The organism is Pseudomonas sp. PGPR40, from assembly GCF_022014505.1.
GTDB lineage: Bacteria > Pseudomonadota > Gammaproteobacteria > Pseudomonadales > Pseudomonadaceae > Aquipseudomonas.
In genome coordinates this window covers 37942-54912 of record NZ_JAKLSP010000003.1, presented here as the reverse complement: position 1 = coordinate 54912, position 16971 = coordinate 37942, and the positions used below count along the sequence as shown (strand labels likewise).

The following is a 16971-nucleotide window of genomic DNA, read 5'->3' as shown; positions in this document are numbered from 1 at the left end:
CTCACCTACTATCGGCGCCAATTTTGGTTTCTTTTGTCCCTGAAGGGAACTTTTTTATTTTTCATGGTCGCTGTGTCTTCGGCACGATTCGCGACGTTATCAGTCTGGATCGGGCACAATGCCGGGAAACTTCATCCCGCCGCTCTGGACTAACCGTCATGAGCCGCGTTGGGCTATAACCTTTGACACACTTCATTTGTAGTAGGGAGCATCAGTACATGCAACTCGGGATTATTGGACTGGGCCGCATGGGCGGCAATATTGCGCGGCGCCTGATGCTCAACGGACATACCACTGTTGTTTACGATCGCAATACCGCCTTTGTCGACACCCTGGCTGAAGAAGGCGCCACCGGTGTTGCCGATTTGCCAGCCCTGGTCGCTGGCCTGAGCAAACCACGCGCGGTATGGGTCATGCTGCCCGCCGGCGCACCGACCGAAGACACCATCGACACCCTGAGCACCTTGCTTGACGCTGGCGATACCATCATCGACGGTGGCAACACTTTCTATAAAGACGACATCCGCCGGGCCAAAACCTTGTCGGCAAAAGGCCTGCACTACATTGACGTCGGCACCTCCGGTGGCGTCTGGGGCCTGGAGCGTGGTTACTGCATGATGATCGGTGGCGATGCCGAAACCGTTAAACGTCTCGACCCGCTATTCGAAACCCTGGCCCCGGGCATGGGCGACATCCCGCGCACCAAGGATCGCCAGTCCGATGACGATCGCGCCGAGCGCGGTTACATCCACGCAGGCCCGGCCGGTGCCGGACACTTCGTGAAGATGATCCACAACGGCATCGAGTACGGCATGATGCAGGCCTTCGCCGAAGGCTTCGACATCCTCAAGACCAAGGCCAGCACCCATCTGCCGGAAGATCAGCGCTTCGATCTGAACGTCGCCGACATCGCCGAAGTCTGGCGTCGTGGCAGCGTGGTGTCGTCCTGGCTGCTCGACCTGACCGCCGATGCGCTGGCCAGCGACCCGAAACTCGACGGTTACTCAGGCTCGGTGGCTGACAGCGGTGAAGGTCGCTGGACCATCGAAGCCGCCATGGAGCAATCAGTGCCGGTGCCGGTGTTGTCGAACTCGCTGTTCTCGCGCTACCGTTCGCGCGGGCAAGGCACCTTTGGCGACAAGATTCTCTCGGCCCAACGCTTCGGCTTCGGCGGCCATGTGGAGACCCCGAAAAAATGACCCATGTGATCCGCAGGAAATCCAAGGCTGAACCCGCACCGCCTACCACGCTGTTTTTGTTCGGTGCCCATGGTGATCTGGTCAAGCGCCTGCTGATGCCGGCGCTGTACAACCTGAGTCGCGACGGTTTGCTGGGGAATGGACTGCGGATCATCGGCGTTGATCACAACGCCATCAGTGACGAAGCCTTCGCCAAAAAACTCGAGGATTTCATTCGGGCGGAAGTGGCGACCAAGGTCGGCAAGGGCGATCAAGCCCTTGATCCGGCGTTGTGGGCCAAACTGGCGAAACACATCAGCTACGTCCAGGGCGACTTCCTTGACGAACGCACCTATGACGCGCTGGCGGCGAAAATTGCCGCCAGCGGCACTGGCAATGCGATTTTCTACCTGGCCACCGCGCCGCGCTTTTTCAGCGAAGTGGTGCGGCGTCTCGGCGCTGCCGGATTGCTCCAGGAAACCCCCGAAGCGTTCAGAAGGGTGGTGATCGAAAAACCTTTCGGCTCCGATCTGCACACCGCCGAAGCCTTGAACGCGTGCTTGCTCAAAGTGATGACGGAAAAGCAGATCTACCGGATCGATCACTATCTGGGCAAGGAAACCGTGCAGAACATTCTGGTCAGCCGGTTCTCCAACAGCTTGTTCGAAGCCTTCTGGAACAACCATTACATCGACCACGTGCAAATCACCGCCGCCGAAACCGTCGGCGTGGAAACCCGTGGCAGTTTTTATGAGGTCACCGGCGCCCTGCGGGACATGGTGCCCAATCACCTGTTCCAATTATTGGCGATGGTGGCCATGGAACCACCGGCCGCGTTTGGCGCCGATGCGGTACGCGGCGAAAAAGCCAAAGTCGTCGGCGCGATCCGCCCTTGGTCGACCGAGGAAGCACGAGCCAACTCGGTGCGTGGCCAGTACACCGCCGGCGAGATCGATGGTGAGCCGCTGCCCGGTTATCGCCAGGAAGCCAACGTGGCGCCCGACAGCACGACCGAAACCTATGTCGCGCTCAAAATCATGATCGACAATTGGCGCTGGGTCGGCGTGCCGTTCTACCTGCGCACCGGCAAGCGCATGAGCGCGCGCGACACCGAGATTGTCATTTGCTTCAAACCGGCGCCCTATGCACAGTTCCGCGATACCGAGGTCGATGAGTTGCAGCCGACCTATCTGCGGATCCAGATTCAACCCAACGAAGGCATGTGGTTCGACCTGCTGGCCAAACGGCCCGGGCAGGCGTTGAACATGGCCAACATCGAGCTGGGTTTCGCCTATAAGGATTTCTTCGAGATGCAGCCGTCGACCGGCTATGAAACCTTGATCTACGACTGCCTGACCGGCGATCAGACGCTGTTCCAGCGCGCCGACAATATTGAGAACGGCTGGCGCGCCGTGCAGCCATTTCTCGACGCCTGGCAGCAGGATGCAACGATGCAGGACTATGCGGCCGGCGAAGACGGACCACAGGCCGCTGACGAACTGCTGACTCGCGATGGACGCGTTTGGCACAACGTCGGTGAGTGACGTCACGCAACACGCCATCCGTTTTCTGCTCAGTGACATGGACGGCACGTTGCTGCTCCCTGATCACAGCCTCAGTCAGCGCACGATCGAAGCGGTCCGCGCCTTGCGCGAGGCCGGCGTGCTGTTCAGTCTGGCCACCGGGCGTCCGCCCAAAGCCATGTTGCAGCAGATCGAGGCTCTGGGCGTCGATTTGCCGACGGCGGCCTTCAATGGCGGCACGATCGTCCACCCGGACGGCAGTTTGCTGGTTGCGCATTATTTGCCGGCCACGGCAGCGCTGACGGCTTTGACGCTGTTTGCCGATCAGCCGGACATTGAAGTCTGGGTATTCAGTGGCGGCGACTGGCTGTTGAAGGATCCGTACGGCCCAATGGTCCCGCGAGAGCAGCATGGCCTGGGTTATCCGCCGGTGATGGTCGAGAGTTTTGAGCCTTACCTGGAGGGTATCGACAAAATCGTCGCCGCCAGTAACAACACTGAACTGTTGATCGAGCTGGAAGCGCAGTTGCTGCACACGGTCGAAGGGCAGGCGCAGGTTTCGCGCTCACAACCGATCTATCTGGACGTGACTGCGATGCTGGCCAACAAGGGCGAGGCATTGGCGACACTGGCCGAGTTTCTCGGGGTGCCGCTGGAACAGACCGCTGCCATGGGTGATGGCGGCAACGACCCTGCGATGTTTCACCGGGCCGGGTTATCGATCGCCATGGGGCAGGCGGAAGAGACGGTGAAGCGTCAGGCCAATGTGGTGACCGGGACCAATACCGAAGACGGCGCGGCCCAGGCGATTGAGCGATACATCCTCCCTCGCTGAAAAAACACAAATCGAAATGTGGGAGCGGGCTTGCTCGCGAAGAGGCCGTGTCAGACAACATATTCGTTGAATGACCCACCGCATTCGCGAGCAAGCCCGCTCCCACATTTTGTTCAGCGTTACAGCCAGTAACTCACCGCATACCAGCCCAACACGCCCATCACCACCGTGTAAGGCAATGCCATCCATACCATCCGCCCGTACGACAAGCGAATCAGCGGTGCAATCGCCGAGGTCAGCAGGAACAGGAATGCTGCCTGACCATTGGGCGTTGCCACGCTCGGCAGGTTGGTGCCGGTATTGATCGCAATCGCCAGGGTTTCAAAGTGCTCGCGGCTTATATGGCCGGAGAGGAACGCCTGCTTCACTTCGGTGATGTAAATGGTCGCCACGAACACGTTGTCGCTAATGGCCGACAGCAAGCCATTGGCAATAAACAGCATGCCCGGCTGTTGATCCGCTGGCAGCGCCAGCACCCATTGGATCAGCGGCGCGAACAGTTGTTGATCGTGAATCACTGCCACCACCGCGAAAAACACTACCAGCAATGACGTGAACGGCATGGCGTCCTTGAAGGCGTTGCCTAGACGGTGTTCGTCAGTTATGCCGGTGAATGCGGTGATCAGCACGATCACCATCAAACCGATCAGGCCGACTTCGGCGACGTGAAACGCCAGCCCGGCAATCAGAATCAGCGCCGCCACCCCTTGAACCAGCAGCGCAGCGCGCTGACGTGCAGTGCGTTCGGCGTTGTCTTCGGCGGCGTAGTTGGCCAGCACCGTATACACGTTGTCCGGCAGCAGCGTGCCATAGCCGAACCAGCGCAGTTTCTCCAGCAGTACGCAGGTCACCAGACCGGCTGCCAGTACCGGCAACGACACCGGGGCGGTCTTCAGAAAGAACTCGGCGAAGTGCCACCCCATCTCATGGCCGATCAGCAGGTTCTGCGGCTCGCCAACCAGTGTGCACACACCACCCAACGCCGTGCCGACCGCGCCATGCATCAGCAGGCTGCGCAGGAAGGCGCGGAACTGTTCGAGGTCGGCATGATGGAGGGTGGGCAAGTGCCGGTCATCGCTGATTTCGCTGTCCTTACGCGGATCGCTGCCTGAGGCGACGCGGTGATACACCGAATAGAACCCCACGGCCGCACTGATAATCACGGCGGTCACGGTCAACGCATCGAGAAAGGCCGACAGAAACGCTGACAGGAAACAGAACATCAATGCCAGCAGGGCTTTGGAGCGAACCCCCAGCAGCAGGCGCGAGAACAGAAACAGCAGCAGGTCTTTCATGAAATAGATGCCCGCTACCATGAACATCAGCAGCAGAATCACCGGGAAGTTGTGCACCAACTCATCATAGAGCGCCTGGGGCGTGGTCATTTTCAGCAGCAGTGCTTCGATCAGCAGCAAGCCGCCGGGCATCAGCGGGTAACACTTGAGCGCCATGGCCAGGGTGAAAATGAACTCCAGCACCAATAGCCAGCCGGCCGCCACCGGCCCGACCGTCCACAACACCAGGGCATTGAGAATCAGAAAGCCGACAATGCTCGCCTTGTACCAGCGGGGTGAGTGCCCGAGAAAGTTATGCGCGAAGGCCTGGGCCATTGAACCGGACATCGGCTACTCCTTGTATTAAGAAGCGCGCAACTTGCCGTAAGAAGCAGGGAAGATCAAGTGCAGAAAATGACGCTGGCCTAACACTGATAGCGCGCGACGACCGCGCGACAGATTCCCTCCAGTGAATAGCCGCCTATGACAATGCAACCGTTGGCCTGTATGGCCAATGAAGTCGCGGTATGCGAACCGCGACTCAGGCGTGTACGACACCAGCCGATGCCCTTGGCAAAACTGCGATCCAGCTGCCCACTGGGTAAATGCCGGGCGAGAATGAAATCGGCTTCGAGCCTGCCAACCGTCGCTCCGACTGTCAGCACACGCCCGTCCGGCTGAACTTCGGCGGCGGTCCAGTGGCAGCCGCTACGGCCGACTCCAAATAACTTTGGCTGGCCCCCATTGCAATGATTGTCGGGTCGACCATTACTGTGAACTTTCAGAGACAGGCAGTGCATCGGGTCGCGACTGCCGCCAAAGCAATGCAAGTCACCATTTTCATGCTGAACGATCTGGCAGATTTGAGCGCTGTATTCCCGTGCCTTGAAGGTCATGAAACCATCCATGGCGAAGCTGTCGTCCAGTCGGCCATCCGGGTGATAACGCGCCAGCAGACCTTCCTCGGGAAAGTTGATTGATCCACTCACCAAAATCCGACCATCTCGCTGCACCTTCAGGCTGTTAAGCCAGGTGTTCATCAACAAGTGCCGGACCATGACGAAACCGCGACCGTTGAAACTGTCGTCCAGCGAGCCGTCGGCGTTGAGTCGTATCAGCATGCCGACGTGATCGGTCGGTTCGAAGTAGTGATTGGCCAGCAGCAGGACTCGACCGTCGTCCTGCACACAAATATCACAGGCTTCGGCGCGCGGCACGCCGGGTGGTAACCAGGCGTCACGAGCACCCCGGGAAAGATCACCCGGCAGGCGCACCACGCAGCGTCCATTGTCGCCAAAACTCCAGACCGGGCAGCCTTGCTGATCAAACATCGCCAGGGCGGGCAGCGTACGGTGAGCATTTTCGTAGTGCAGGCCGGCCACCAGAATGTGCCCGTTGGCCAACACCCGTACCTTGCCAGCCATGGCCTCGAAGCCGTGTGCGAACTGCCCACTGATGCTGCCTTGTTTGCCGAATGCCAGATCCGCCGAACCATCTGCAAGCAGGCGGGCCAGGCCAAAACGCTGGCCGCCCGGCGTACCGACTTTTGCCGCCACCAACAACCGGCCGACGGGGTCAATCGCAACGTCATTGGCCATGCTGGAGAGACTGCCGGCGAAATACACTTGAGTCATGCCGGTGCCGGCGAAACTCATATCGAGTCGTTCGGCGCCATTCACGGTTGCAGGTAAGGCAAAAGCAGTCTGAGGTGACATGCATCCATCTCCTTGCCAGGCGTCCTTATCCGGGTGCCCGGAAGGTGACTGCCTGAGCACAACATTCAATCCCTGAATGACCCGGCGCACAACTGTATTCATGAGCAGAAGTTGGGGCGTTTCGTGCCAGAACAATGTCTTTTCGTACCACTGCCAAGCCTGCCAAGTAATCTGGCGGGTTAGAAGGTGAAAACAGGTGAGTCGCGCAGCTGACGGGAGTAAATCGTCAACCAGAGGAAGAGGGGGCGCGGATTACCGGAAGGTAATCCGCGAAAACGCTTAGTGCGGCATGGACCACGATTGCAGTGTGTAACCTTCCTTGCTCAACTCGGCACGGGCTTCTTCCAGCACGTGTTCGAGTTGCTCTGGATCGGAATAGGCGCTGCTAGGAATTTGTTTGCGGCTGATGCGTGTGTTAGTGCGATCGATGATGGTCAGGCTGAGTTCGCCGTTACCGTCTTGTGGTGCCCAGGCCACGCATTGAAAGGGTTGGAATGCGCGGTCGGCAATCAAAAGTGCTTCGTTGATACGGAGCGGGGCGTTCATGGGGTCTTCTCTCTGTATGCCCAAACAAGTGATGTGCCGTCGGTTGGGCTTACCGTGCGGCTGGTTACTTGTACTGATGTCCGCAACCGGGGTTTGGGTCACACACAATCAAAAGAAATTTCAACTTTCTTCCATTGATTCGATAGTCGGGTCGTTTCTGAAAGCTTGTTGAAAGGTTCAACTCGTTAGGCAACTAACCAAGTGGTTTCTTATAACTAATAAGCAAACTGCTCTATAAGCAATCGATACAAGCTCGCGTCAAAATCTTGCTAGTGTTACAACCAAGGCCGCCAAATGACTGTTTTTAATAATATTTCCTAAAATTTGGCGTCAAGGAACAGTCATGATTGAAGCGCCTGTCTTACGACGTCTGTTAGTAGTGGATCCTTGCGACGACTGCCACCGTTTGTTGCCGGGTTTACGCGCCGTGGGTTGGGATGTTGACAGCTGCACCCTGGAAAACGCCACCGAACGAAGCTGCGATGTCGGCCTGTTGCGTTTGCAGCCCTTTCATCTGGAACGCCCGGAAGCCGTCAAGGAATTGATCACCCATAGCGGTACTGAGTGGATTGCAGTGCTGAATCAAGAAGTTTTGCGATTGCAAAATGTCGGGGACTTCGTCTGCGAATGGTTTTTTGACTTCCACACACTGCCGTTCGATGTCTCACGGGTTCAGGTGACACTGGGGCGCGCGTTCGGCATGGCGCGCCTGCGCGGCCAGGGCACGGTTCATATCGATCAGCCTGAACACGAACTGCTCGGCGACAGCAAACCCATTCGCGAACTGCGCAAACTGCTGAGTAAACTGGCACCCACTGAATCTCCCGTGCTGATCCGCGGCGAAAGCGGGACCGGTAAGGAACTGGTCGCCCGCACCTTGCACCGACAATCCCAGCGTCATAGCAAACCGTTCGTGGCGATCAACTGCGGTGCGATTCCCGAACACTTGATCCAGTCCGAACTGTTTGGCCACGAAAAGGGGGCCTTCACCGGCGCTCATCAGCGCAAGATCGGGCGGATCGAGGCGGCCAACGGTGGAACGTTGTTTCTCGATGAAATCGGTGATCTACCCCTGGAGCTGCAAGCCAATCTGCTGCGCTTCCTGCAGGAAAAACACATTGAGCGTGTAGGGGGGCATCAGCCTATTCCGGTGGATGTGCGGGTATTGGCCGCGACTAACGTCGACCTTGAAGCGGCCATCGAGAAGAAATGCTTTCGTGAAGATCTGTATTACCGTTTGAACGTACTGCAGGTCATCACCGTGCCGTTGCGTGAACGCCATGGCGATCTCTCGATGCTGGCCAACCATTTTTCCCACTTCTACAGCCATGAAACCGGCCGCCGTCCCCGCAGCTTCAGTGAGGACGCGCTGATCGCCATGGGCAAGCATGACTGGCCGGGCAATGTCCGCGAGTTAGCCAACCGGGTACGGCGCGGGCTGGTTCTGGCCGAAGGACGGCAGATCGAGGCGCGAGACCTGGGGCTGATCAGTCAACACGCCTTCGCCACGCCGATGGGCACTCTTGAAGACTACAAGACCCGCGCCGAACGTCAGGCGTTGTGCGATGTATTGAACCGCCACAGCGACAACCTGAGCGTCGCTGCCAGGGTTTTGGGCGTTTCGAGGCCGACTTTTTACCGATTGCTGCATAAGCACCAGATCCGCTAGGGCGCGGTGAAACGAAGAGGCCCGCTGCGACATCCATCGCAGCGGGCCTTTTCCATTTTTAACCAGGCTCCTTGTGGGAGCGGGCGTGCCCCAATGCCAGTCAGTTAAGTGCGGAACCTGTGGGAGCGTGGCTTGCCCGCGATAGCGACCTATCTGACACATCAATGGTGAATGTGCTGTTGTCATCGCGGCATGGGTATCTACACGATTTTGATGGTGTACATATCCGTTTCTGCGGTCACGGCCGCTGACGGTTTCGCTTTTACAGCGAGTCACTTTCGAAAAGCGCGAAAGTAACCAAAGCGCTTCTGCCCCTGTCGTTCGGTGCCTCGCCTGGGCTCGGCATGCCCTCGCTCCGGTCCTGCTCCGTGGGCCCGCCGCGATCGGCCATCCCTGGCCGTGCGCGGCTAACCCGGCATCCATGCCGGGTTGCCCACTGCGCAGAACCTCCACTCGGCCTCTCGAGGCGGCGGTGCCTCAAGATCAAGAGCTGCAGGCGAGCTAACGCTCGGCCTGTTGAGTGGTGAAAAGCACAGTGGATGGGCGCTGATTTTGGATGTGCGCTGATTTTTTGTGGGAGCTGGCTTGTCGGGTCGCCGCATCGCTGCGATGGCGGCCTGTCAGCCGATCCATTTTTCCCGGATGTACCCGGTCCAACTAATGTGGGAGCGGGCTTGCTCGCGAAGAGGCCAGCACATTCAACATTGATGTCGGCTGATACTCCGCCTTCGCGGGCAAGCCTCGCTCCTACAGGGATATTGGGTGTTTGCGGGAGCGGTACTTGTTCAGGCAGCGATGCCAACCAGAAACCGGCAACACCACCCATCCAATGTGGGAGCGAGCCTGCTCGCGAAGCTGTTGATCTTGCCGTTGCCGTTGCCGTTGCCGTTGCTTTGGCTTTTGATCCTGATCTGCTTGCCCCTTTTCCCAGAGGCCGAACGCAGGTATTGCGCAGGGGGCAACCCGGCATGGATGCCGGGTTAGCCGCGGAAGGCCATGGATGGCCGATCGCGGCGGGCCCCGGAGCAATGCCGGAGTGAGGGCATGCCGAGCCCAGGCGAGGCACCGAATGGCGGGGCAAGAGCCCTTGGTTACTTGGGGCTTTTCCAAGTGACTCGCTGTAAAAGCGAAACCGCCAGCGGCCATGACCGCAGAAACGGATATGTACTCCCAATCCCCAATCCCCAACACCAAGCCCCACAATGAATCTCTGTAGCTCAAGAAATGTGTAGATACCCATGCAGCGATGACGGCAGCCCATCCACCATTGATGTGTCAGACAGGTCGCTATCCGCTCCACAGGCACTCAGCAAATCTGTGCTTAAAAGTAGTACGGGAATTTCAGGCTGAAGGAAAAGTCTGGCGAGTCGTCGGTCAGGCCTATGGCCAGGTTGGGCACGATCGTCAGGTTATCGGTCGCTGCCAGAGTCATGCCGATGTTGAAGTTGGCCGAGTTGTAATCGCTGTTGGAAATCGATTGCCAGTCGCCACCGTCCGGCTTGATCTTGCTCTTGCGGGCGAACTGATCGGTGAACGAGAACGACATACTCATCTTCTCGTTCAAGGCGAATGCAATGCCAGCGCCGATCTGCCAGGAATCGCCCAGTTTCACGTCCCCGGGCACCTTGGAGTTGACCTGAGGACTGATGTCGCTGAAAGAGTCTTCCATGTTGTAGGTGTAGGCCAGGCTGCCGAACAGCACCGCCGGGTCGAAGCTCTTGACCAGCGAGATACCCGGGGTGATCGACCAGACACCATTGCCGGTAGGCAAGTCCTCGGGTACCGAGAGGTTATCGTTGTTCGGGTCATTGACCAGCTTGATGCCATAAGGGTCTTTACCGGTCGGCGCCTTGACGCGCAGGGTAAAGACCGCGTCGGGCAGATTGGCCGCCTCATCCAGAAACTTGTAAGCAACGCCAAAGTTCACATCGCCGATGGTCGGGTCGCGGGTAACGGTGGCGTCCGACGTCACCGGGCCTGCGCCACCGGCGCCACCGGAGGAATACGTTGATTCGCGATAAACCACCGGGATGTTAATGTCGAACTGCCAACGTTGTGCCACGTTGTAGCGAGCGGTCAGGTCCAGGGTCCAGTTATCCGCCTTGATACGGTCAAGGTTGATGTTGCCGAGGAAAATCGCGTCCAGGGCCAGGAAGCCGTTGAGTACCAATGCACGGGTATCATAGTGCGTGTAGGTCAGGCCGGTTTCGACGCTGAACTTGCCGCCACCGAAAAAGCCGCTGGCTTCGTCATACAGGTTGGAAACGCTTTGCGCGGGCGCCGAATCATCCTTGAGCGATTGGCCGTATGAACTGCCAGTGGTTCCCGGCGCACCGGCGGCCACCGACTGACCACTCCCGGGCGTTTCTGCGGGGGATTTGGTCAGGCGCTTGGGAGCAGGTGTCGCAGGTGTTTCTTCGACTTGGCGAACGCGTTGCTCAAGTACCATCAGCGCGTTCTGTTGTGCTTCGTAACGCTGTTTCAACTCCATGAGTTCTTGTTTTAGTGCTTCGACCTGGGGGTCCGTTGCTGCGTACAGCAGTGTGGCCGGCGCCAGGCTACTCAAACAAACGATAGCTCTGAACGTCAACGATCGGTGCATGGGTTAGCCGTCCCTTTTGACTCCATCGGGTGACACTGAGCGTAGATCAAAATCCGAGAGTGCGAAGACCTCTGAGTTGGTCCAGGTTGCCGTTCAGCGATCCGGCGGTCGACACGTCGTCACGCAGCACAACATTGAAGGACGTGAGGTTGTTGACCTGGTTGCCACCGCCGAGCAACGTCGTGTTCTGCATCAGCCCCCCCTGGGCCAGGCGTTGTACGGTACTGCCCTGGTTGTTGTTGGCCACAATGTTGAATTGCACACCCGTACCGGTCGAGGAAACGCTCAACGAGCCCGCGCCATTGGCGCCGATCAACGTCGAGCCTGCGGCCAATGCCTGGCCCTGCTGTTGCGTTGCTGGCACTTGGCTAGCCTTTGTGACGTTGATATGAACATCGTTGTAGGCAGTATTGTGGTCGCCAGCCGCACGCACGACTTGAGTGACGCCCTCGGTGCTGTTGAGGCCACTGCCGCCAACGACGATGCCGGTGCCTTGCGAAGACACTGAGCCATTACCTTTTTCGTCAATCATCGACACATAGAACTGTGGCGTGATGGTCGATTGTTGAATTTGCATCGAGGACGTTGCCCCGATTACTTCACCGTTGGCATTTTGCCAAGTGCTGGTCATGACAAGACCGAAACTGATGATCCTTCCCGGCATGACATAGCGGCCTCGCAGGGTCGCCAATTCCTGATCCTTCAGTTCAATGGGTTTGAACGTCTGTGCCTGGCTCGGCAGGCTGGCGGCCAGGCAAACCACGACTAGCCAGATTGGAGTCTTCATTGGATGCTCCGGGAGCGTCGTGCTCCTTGTCATTAGAAGAAATCACTTTGGATAAATCCGAAATCCATCAACTCTGCGTCTCGCACCGGGGTGAAGGTGTTGATACGGTTCTTGGCGGTCAGTGGCATGGGTGGGTCGAGCAACGCATTGGCTTTGTCATAGCCCTGGCCGATAACGGCAAAGATGATGCCGTTCCAGCCTTTTACAAAGTCGTCGACTTTGTAGCGTTTATGACCGAGTACCGGATCTCCGATATAGACCCAGCCCTTATGGACTTTTTGCATGACCACAAAATGTTTGTAGCCACGGATATCAAGGAGTACCACCACCGGAATTCTGATTTCGCTCAACGTTTCCTGCGCGACCCGATAGCCACGGGCCCGCATGCCGATGCTTTCCACATAACGCTTCATGTCGAGCATGGAGAAACCCTGTACGCGGACAAGATCTTGATCGGAGTGTGCCAGCATGCCTTCGATGATCTGTTCTTCATCCACGTCCAGCCAATAGGCTTGGCGCAAGATGGTCGCCAGCGCAGCTGCGCCGCAACTGAAGTCGGTTTTCTGTTGCACCAGGTCGGCAAATTTACGCTCGCGCATGCTCTGGATCGGCTTGTACACCACCGCGCCGCCCGGCAGGACGGAAAGCGGCATTTGTGCAGCCTCGCTCACACTGGCCACGCAAAGCAAAAATGCCAAAGCGATAATGCGCATGGAAGTACGCCTTCTGGTTGTGTTGAAACAGGCCCCCGTAAGGGGGCCTCCAGAGACAGCAATCAGAACGAGTTGTTGGAAATGGCCAGCGAGTTGCTTTGTTGGTTACCCACACCCGCAGCCACGTTGACGCCCAGGTTGCCACTGCCACCATTCACCGAGCCGTTCAGGGACGCAGTGTTGGTCACAGGGTTTGCCCAGCCAGTTGGAGTCAGCACTTGATAGGAATAGGTGTTGCTCAAATCGAAAGAGCTGCTCTCACTGAACGTTTTCGATTTGTCGTACGAAGATTCGGACTCTTTACTGCCCGATTTTTCGAACGAGGAGTCGGACGATTTCGCCCACGATTTATCGAACGATCTTTCGAACGAGGAATCGCTCGATCTGTCGAACGATGAATCGCTCGATCTTTCGCGCGATGCGTCGAAATCTGCATCGAGCGATGCGTCAAGCGATGCATCGACAGACCTGGTGCGGGTGCGATCGCCAAAGCCATTATTCCAAGTAACAGTTCTGGTAGCATTCGCAGACGCGTCCACATCAACGTTCAAAGACGCACTGCGAGTAGAGCTGCTATCCGAACTCCTGGAGCCGCTCGCATCAGAGCTCCTGGAACCACTCACATCAGAGCTCCTGAAACCACTCGCATCAGAACTCCTGGAACCACTCACGTCAAAGCTCGAAGAAGCGCTTTTATCAACGCTCAAATCGGAAGACTTATCGCGAGAGAAACTACCGCTGGCCGAGTTGGTAACTGTCATCGTATCCAGGCGATACGTCCGATCGGCGTTGTTATTGACTACCAGGCCAGGCCCTTGTTGATCGGCAGAGGCGGTGGCTACTGCATTACCAAGCGGGGCATTGGTGTTGGCAATGGCCATGGTGTTTTTCTGTTGGTTAAGGTCGCCGCCAGCAATGTTGATACCCATATTGCCGCTGCCGCCATTACCCGATCCACCCATCACGGCAGAGGCTGTGCTGCCGAAGTTGTTGACCCTGTTATTGTTGCTGTATTGCGTAACGTCGGCGGTGGCCGTGGCAGTGCCGAACACGAAGGTGTTATCGAGACTGGAATCTGAGGCAGCGTTCGCGATAGCGGACGCGTTGTCTTGTTGGTTGCCGCTGCCTGCAGCCACGTTGACGCCGACGTTGCCGCTGGCGCCTGTGGCAGAGCTGTTCATTTCAGCTTCGTTGATCGTCCCTTCGTTACGGATGCGGTTGTTGGTACTGCTCTGGTTATCCCATGCATTGGCAGTCGCAGAGATAGGGATCTTTGTAGGAGGAGGGGTGTGATGGCCATTGTGGTGGTTGTTACGCCAATCGTTCTGCCCAGCTTGTACAGCAACAGCCATGACCGCAGCAATTGCGAAAACCAGAGGCTTGAGTGCCATCGAGGGTTTCATGGTGATTCTCCGTACTTATTTAGGTTAAGTGTTGTTCCTACCTGTTTGGGTCAATCCACGACCCGTACGCTCAGGGTGTTGGCCGTTCGGTTTCCCACCCCGGCGCTCTGATTCAACTGGATCACCCCACGGCTACCGGTGAAAGCCTGATCGCTGGTAGCGACCTGGCGATGGCCTGGTGCAGAGTCAATTGGATCGGAGTTGGTGATCAGCGCCACGTTCTGCTGCATGAGGACGCTGTCGTCGATACTTTGCGGCTGCGTACTGACGCTTATCCGCAGGGCATTGGCTTGCTGGTTGCTGGCGCCCGCGCTCTGGTTGACGCCCAGTACGCCGTTGCCATGGCTGAAGGCGTCGCCTTGAATACTGGATCGAGCATCGATCCTGGGGTCGACTTGCGTACGCAGCCGTTGGCGAATCTGTGTGGTAGCACTGGCGTTGTTGCCAATAGCGATGGCTCGGGCATTGGCCTGTTGCTGCTGATCGCCCGCCGCCTGGTTGACCGAGAGGTTGCCCTGGTGCTGCATGCCCGAACCGTCGATTTCAGCGTTATTGATGGCGGGAGGTTGGGCAAAGGTCGATGCACTGCAAAACATGGCGATCATTAGCAGCGTACGAGTCATCTTAACGGTCTCCCGTGACGACTTTCAGAGCACCCATGCCTCGCTGGATGTTTGAATTGACCATGTTGGCAATACCGTTGCCCGAATTGCCCGAACGTCCAGCGGGGAGGTTGGAAAGCTGGGTCTGGTTGGTGATATTGCCGCCCAGGTTATTGGTGTTTTGCGTGACCAGGCCCGAGATGCCTGCACCGCTGGCGACGCTGGCAAAGTCGCCGTCGCTCAATTCGTTCGTTTGCCTGAGGACTTGTCTGGACGGGTTGGCATTGGCGGTCGTGGGGCTAGGGTCGGGCATCACCGGTGCACGCGTTGCCATGCGCGGTTGGACATCACGTTTGATAATAATGATGCCGTTGTCAGCCTGTACGGGCAGGCTGACACTTGAGCCCAGTGCGCATCCGATCAGCAAGAGGCAATAGATGCTTTTATCAAATGTCCCCACGGCGGCAATTCCTTCTTTGTTGTGGGCTGGCTTAGTCAGCCTTGGGAAGGGGGGAGCGAAAGCTGTGCCGGATTTTGATTGTTGTTTTGATTCAGAGGGTTATCGATCAAGGCAAGTGGATCGATGGAGTGAGGTGTTTCAGGTTTGAGAAGACCGCCGGGGCGGTAATGCGATGAAGGATCGCAAACACTCTGGATCCAAGGGCTTAGGTGGGATGTATCAGCGTTTTAACAGATGGTGTGACAAGACGAAGGCCAGCGTTGAAACGGGCTGTTCGAGAGGAGAAGCGTGTTTCAGAAGTGGACGTATTTTGCAAAGATATCGCAACAAATGCTGGGGTACTCGTCACGCAGCGCAATCCCTGTAGGAGCGAGGCTTGCCCGCGAAGAGGTCGGCACATCCAACATCGATGCTGGCTGGCACACTGCCTTCGCGAGCAAGCCCGCTCCCACAGGGATTGGGGGTTGACCCCCACTAAGGAAGGTCAGCGCCCGAGCAGTAACGCGACGGCTTGTATTGCTTGAAGCCGGCGTTCGGCCCAATCGCCCTGAAGCACCTGAACCGGCTGTCGATGCTGCTCCAGCCATGCCTGAGTCGCGCTGAAAAAAGCCCGGCGTTCATCCAGCTCTGGCTGACAACGCTGACCGTCATCCGTCCAGTCGACCTGTTCGGGAGACAGCAGCAAGTGCAAGTCATAGCGCCGAGCCAACAGTGACTGTTCAAGCCAGGTCGGGCAATCGCCAAACAGGGTCTGGCTCCAGAGCATGTTGCTCAGCAAGTGAGTGTCGAGAATCAGCAACGGCGGCCCAAGGGCGCGGGCGTCATCCTCCCACTGCAGCTGACCGCGAGCGATGTCGGGGATATCGGCCGGGCACGTGTCTCGTGCTTCCTGCTCAATGAACCAGCGCACGTATTCGCCCACCAGAACACCGCCGAATTGCTGTTGCAGTTCGGCGGCGAGCCAGCTCTTGCCGCTGGATTCAGGCCCTGTGAGTACCAAAACCTTCATGTGCGCAACGCCGGATCAGCGCGCCACGTCCGCCAGCCATGCACCGCCAGCAGTGCGAAAGCCCCATAAAGACCGGCGGTCAGGTACAGCTCTTTGTAGATGAACAGGCCAACGAAGATGATGTCCAGCGCGATCCACAACGGCCAGCATTGCAGACGTTTTTGCGCCATCCATAGCTGCGCCACCAGGCTGAAACCAGTCAACGCCGCATCGAGCCAAGGCTGGGCGGCATCGGTCCAGTGGGCCATTGCGGCGCCCAGCAGCAGACTGCCGACTGCGCCCACGGCCAGACCGAGCGCAATGGATTTTCCATCGAGCAAGCTGATATGCCGCTTGCCATGAGTCGCAGTCCCCTGAGTCCACTGCCACCAGCCGTAGATCTGCAAACCGGCGTAGATCACTTGCAACAGCATGTCCGAATACAGCTTCACCTCGAAAAAGATCCAGCTATACAGCAGCACCATGACCAGGCCGATCGGCCAGCACCAAGGGTTCTGTTTGACCGTCAACCAGACGGCAATCACGCCGAGGGCGGCAGCAAACAGTTCAAGCCCGGACATGGAGATTCCTTGGTGTCGTAAAAATGAGGGGGGCAAATTGTACCCGGATTGTGGGAAAGGGGCTTGCCAATGCCAGTCGGTCAGGCGCGGTCCCT

Annotated in this window: 15 protein-coding genes; 4 read left to right on the top strand and 11 right to left on the bottom strand. The window is 57.8% G+C overall.

What is annotated here, in order from left to right:
* Positions 1–218: 218 nt before the first annotated feature.
* Genes gnd through MEB48_RS04120 form a run of 3 tightly spaced genes read left to right on the top strand, consistent with a single transcriptional unit; the run spans position 219 to position 3536 of the window.
* Entirely contained in the window at positions 219–1199 is a 981-nt protein-coding gene (gnd, locus tag MEB48_RS04130) for a phosphogluconate dehydrogenase (NAD(+)-dependent, decarboxylating) (protein ID WP_237882155.1), read from the top strand.
* Positions 1196–2722, top strand: coding sequence for a glucose-6-phosphate dehydrogenase (gene zwf, locus MEB48_RS04125; protein ID WP_237882153.1), 1527 nt, complete (start codon positions 1196–1198; stop codon positions 2720–2722). Before gnd ends, zwf begins: the two co-directional genes overlap by 4 nt.
* Positions 2715–3536, top strand: a complete 822-nt coding sequence (locus MEB48_RS04120) for an HAD family hydrolase (RefSeq protein WP_237882151.1) — start codon at positions 2715–2717, stop codon at positions 3534–3536. The genes zwf and MEB48_RS04120 overlap by 8 nt, the downstream gene beginning before the upstream one ends.
* Positions 3537–3655: 119 nt before the next feature.
* Here the strand turns inward: MEB48_RS04120 and nhaB are convergent, their stop codons facing one another.
* The 3 genes from nhaB to MEB48_RS04105 form a co-directional block, all read right to left on the bottom strand.
* On the bottom strand, positions 3656–5158 hold the full coding sequence (gene nhaB, locus MEB48_RS04115; protein WP_237882149.1) for a sodium/proton antiporter NhaB: 1503 nt from the start codon (positions 5156–5158) through the stop codon (positions 3656–3658).
* A gap of 77 nt (positions 5159–5235) precedes the next feature.
* Complete coding sequence (locus tag MEB48_RS04110) at positions 5236–6525, bottom strand: hypothetical protein (RefSeq protein WP_237882147.1); 1290 nt, start codon at positions 6523–6525, stop codon at positions 5236–5238.
* Positions 6526–6804: 279 nt separating this feature from the next.
* The gene (locus MEB48_RS04105; protein WP_237882145.1) at positions 6805–7071 is read right to left on the bottom strand and encodes a hypothetical protein; all 267 of its coding nucleotides are present in this window, start codon (positions 7069–7071) and stop codon (positions 6805–6807) included.
* Positions 7072–7414: 343 nt separating this feature from the next.
* Between MEB48_RS04105 and MEB48_RS04100 the strand changes: the two genes are divergently transcribed.
* The gene (locus MEB48_RS04100; protein WP_237882143.1) at positions 7415–8740 is read left to right on the top strand and encodes a sigma-54 dependent transcriptional regulator; all 1326 of its coding nucleotides are present in this window, start codon (positions 7415–7417) and stop codon (positions 8738–8740) included.
* A gap of 1321 nt (positions 8741–10061) precedes the next feature.
* Here MEB48_RS04100 and MEB48_RS04095 read toward each other — a convergent pair.
* The 8 genes from MEB48_RS04095 to pnuC form a co-directional block, all read right to left on the bottom strand.
* On the bottom strand, positions 10062–11342 hold the full coding sequence (locus MEB48_RS04095; protein WP_237882141.1) for a hypothetical protein: 1281 nt from the start codon (positions 11340–11342) through the stop codon (positions 10062–10064).
* A gap of 46 nt (positions 11343–11388) precedes the next feature.
* Positions 11389–12129, bottom strand: a complete 741-nt coding sequence (locus MEB48_RS04090; protein ID WP_237882139.1) for a hypothetical protein — start codon at positions 12127–12129, stop codon at positions 11389–11391.
* A gap of 32 nt (positions 12130–12161) precedes the next feature.
* On the bottom strand, positions 12162–12842 hold the full coding sequence (locus tag MEB48_RS04085; protein WP_237882137.1) for a C39 family peptidase: 681 nt from the start codon (positions 12840–12842) through the stop codon (positions 12162–12164).
* 62 nt (positions 12843–12904) lie between these two features.
* Positions 12905–14245, bottom strand: a complete 1341-nt coding sequence (locus tag MEB48_RS04080; RefSeq protein WP_237882135.1) for a heme utilization protein — start codon at positions 14243–14245, stop codon at positions 12905–12907.
* 50 nt (positions 14246–14295) lie between these two features.
* Entirely contained in the window at positions 14296–14868 is a 573-nt protein-coding gene (locus MEB48_RS04075; protein WP_237882133.1) for an adhesin, read from the bottom strand.
* A 1-nt stretch (position 14869) separates the two neighbouring features.
* A complete protein-coding gene (locus tag MEB48_RS04070; RefSeq protein ID WP_237882131.1) occupies positions 14870–15307 on the bottom strand; it encodes a hypothetical protein in 438 nt (145 codons plus the stop codon).
* A gap of 484 nt (positions 15308–15791) precedes the next feature.
* Positions 15792–16316 carry an AAA family ATPase gene (locus MEB48_RS04065; protein WP_237882129.1) on the bottom strand — a complete coding sequence of 175 codons (525 nt, stop codon included), beginning with the start codon at positions 16314–16316 and terminating at the stop codon, positions 15792–15794.
* Positions 16313–16876 carry a nicotinamide riboside transporter PnuC gene (pnuC, locus tag MEB48_RS04060; protein ID WP_237882127.1) on the bottom strand — a complete coding sequence of 188 codons (564 nt, stop codon included), beginning with the start codon at positions 16874–16876 and terminating at the stop codon, positions 16313–16315. The genes MEB48_RS04065 and pnuC overlap by 4 nt, the downstream gene beginning before the upstream one ends.
* Positions 16877–16971 lie beyond the last annotated feature (95 nt).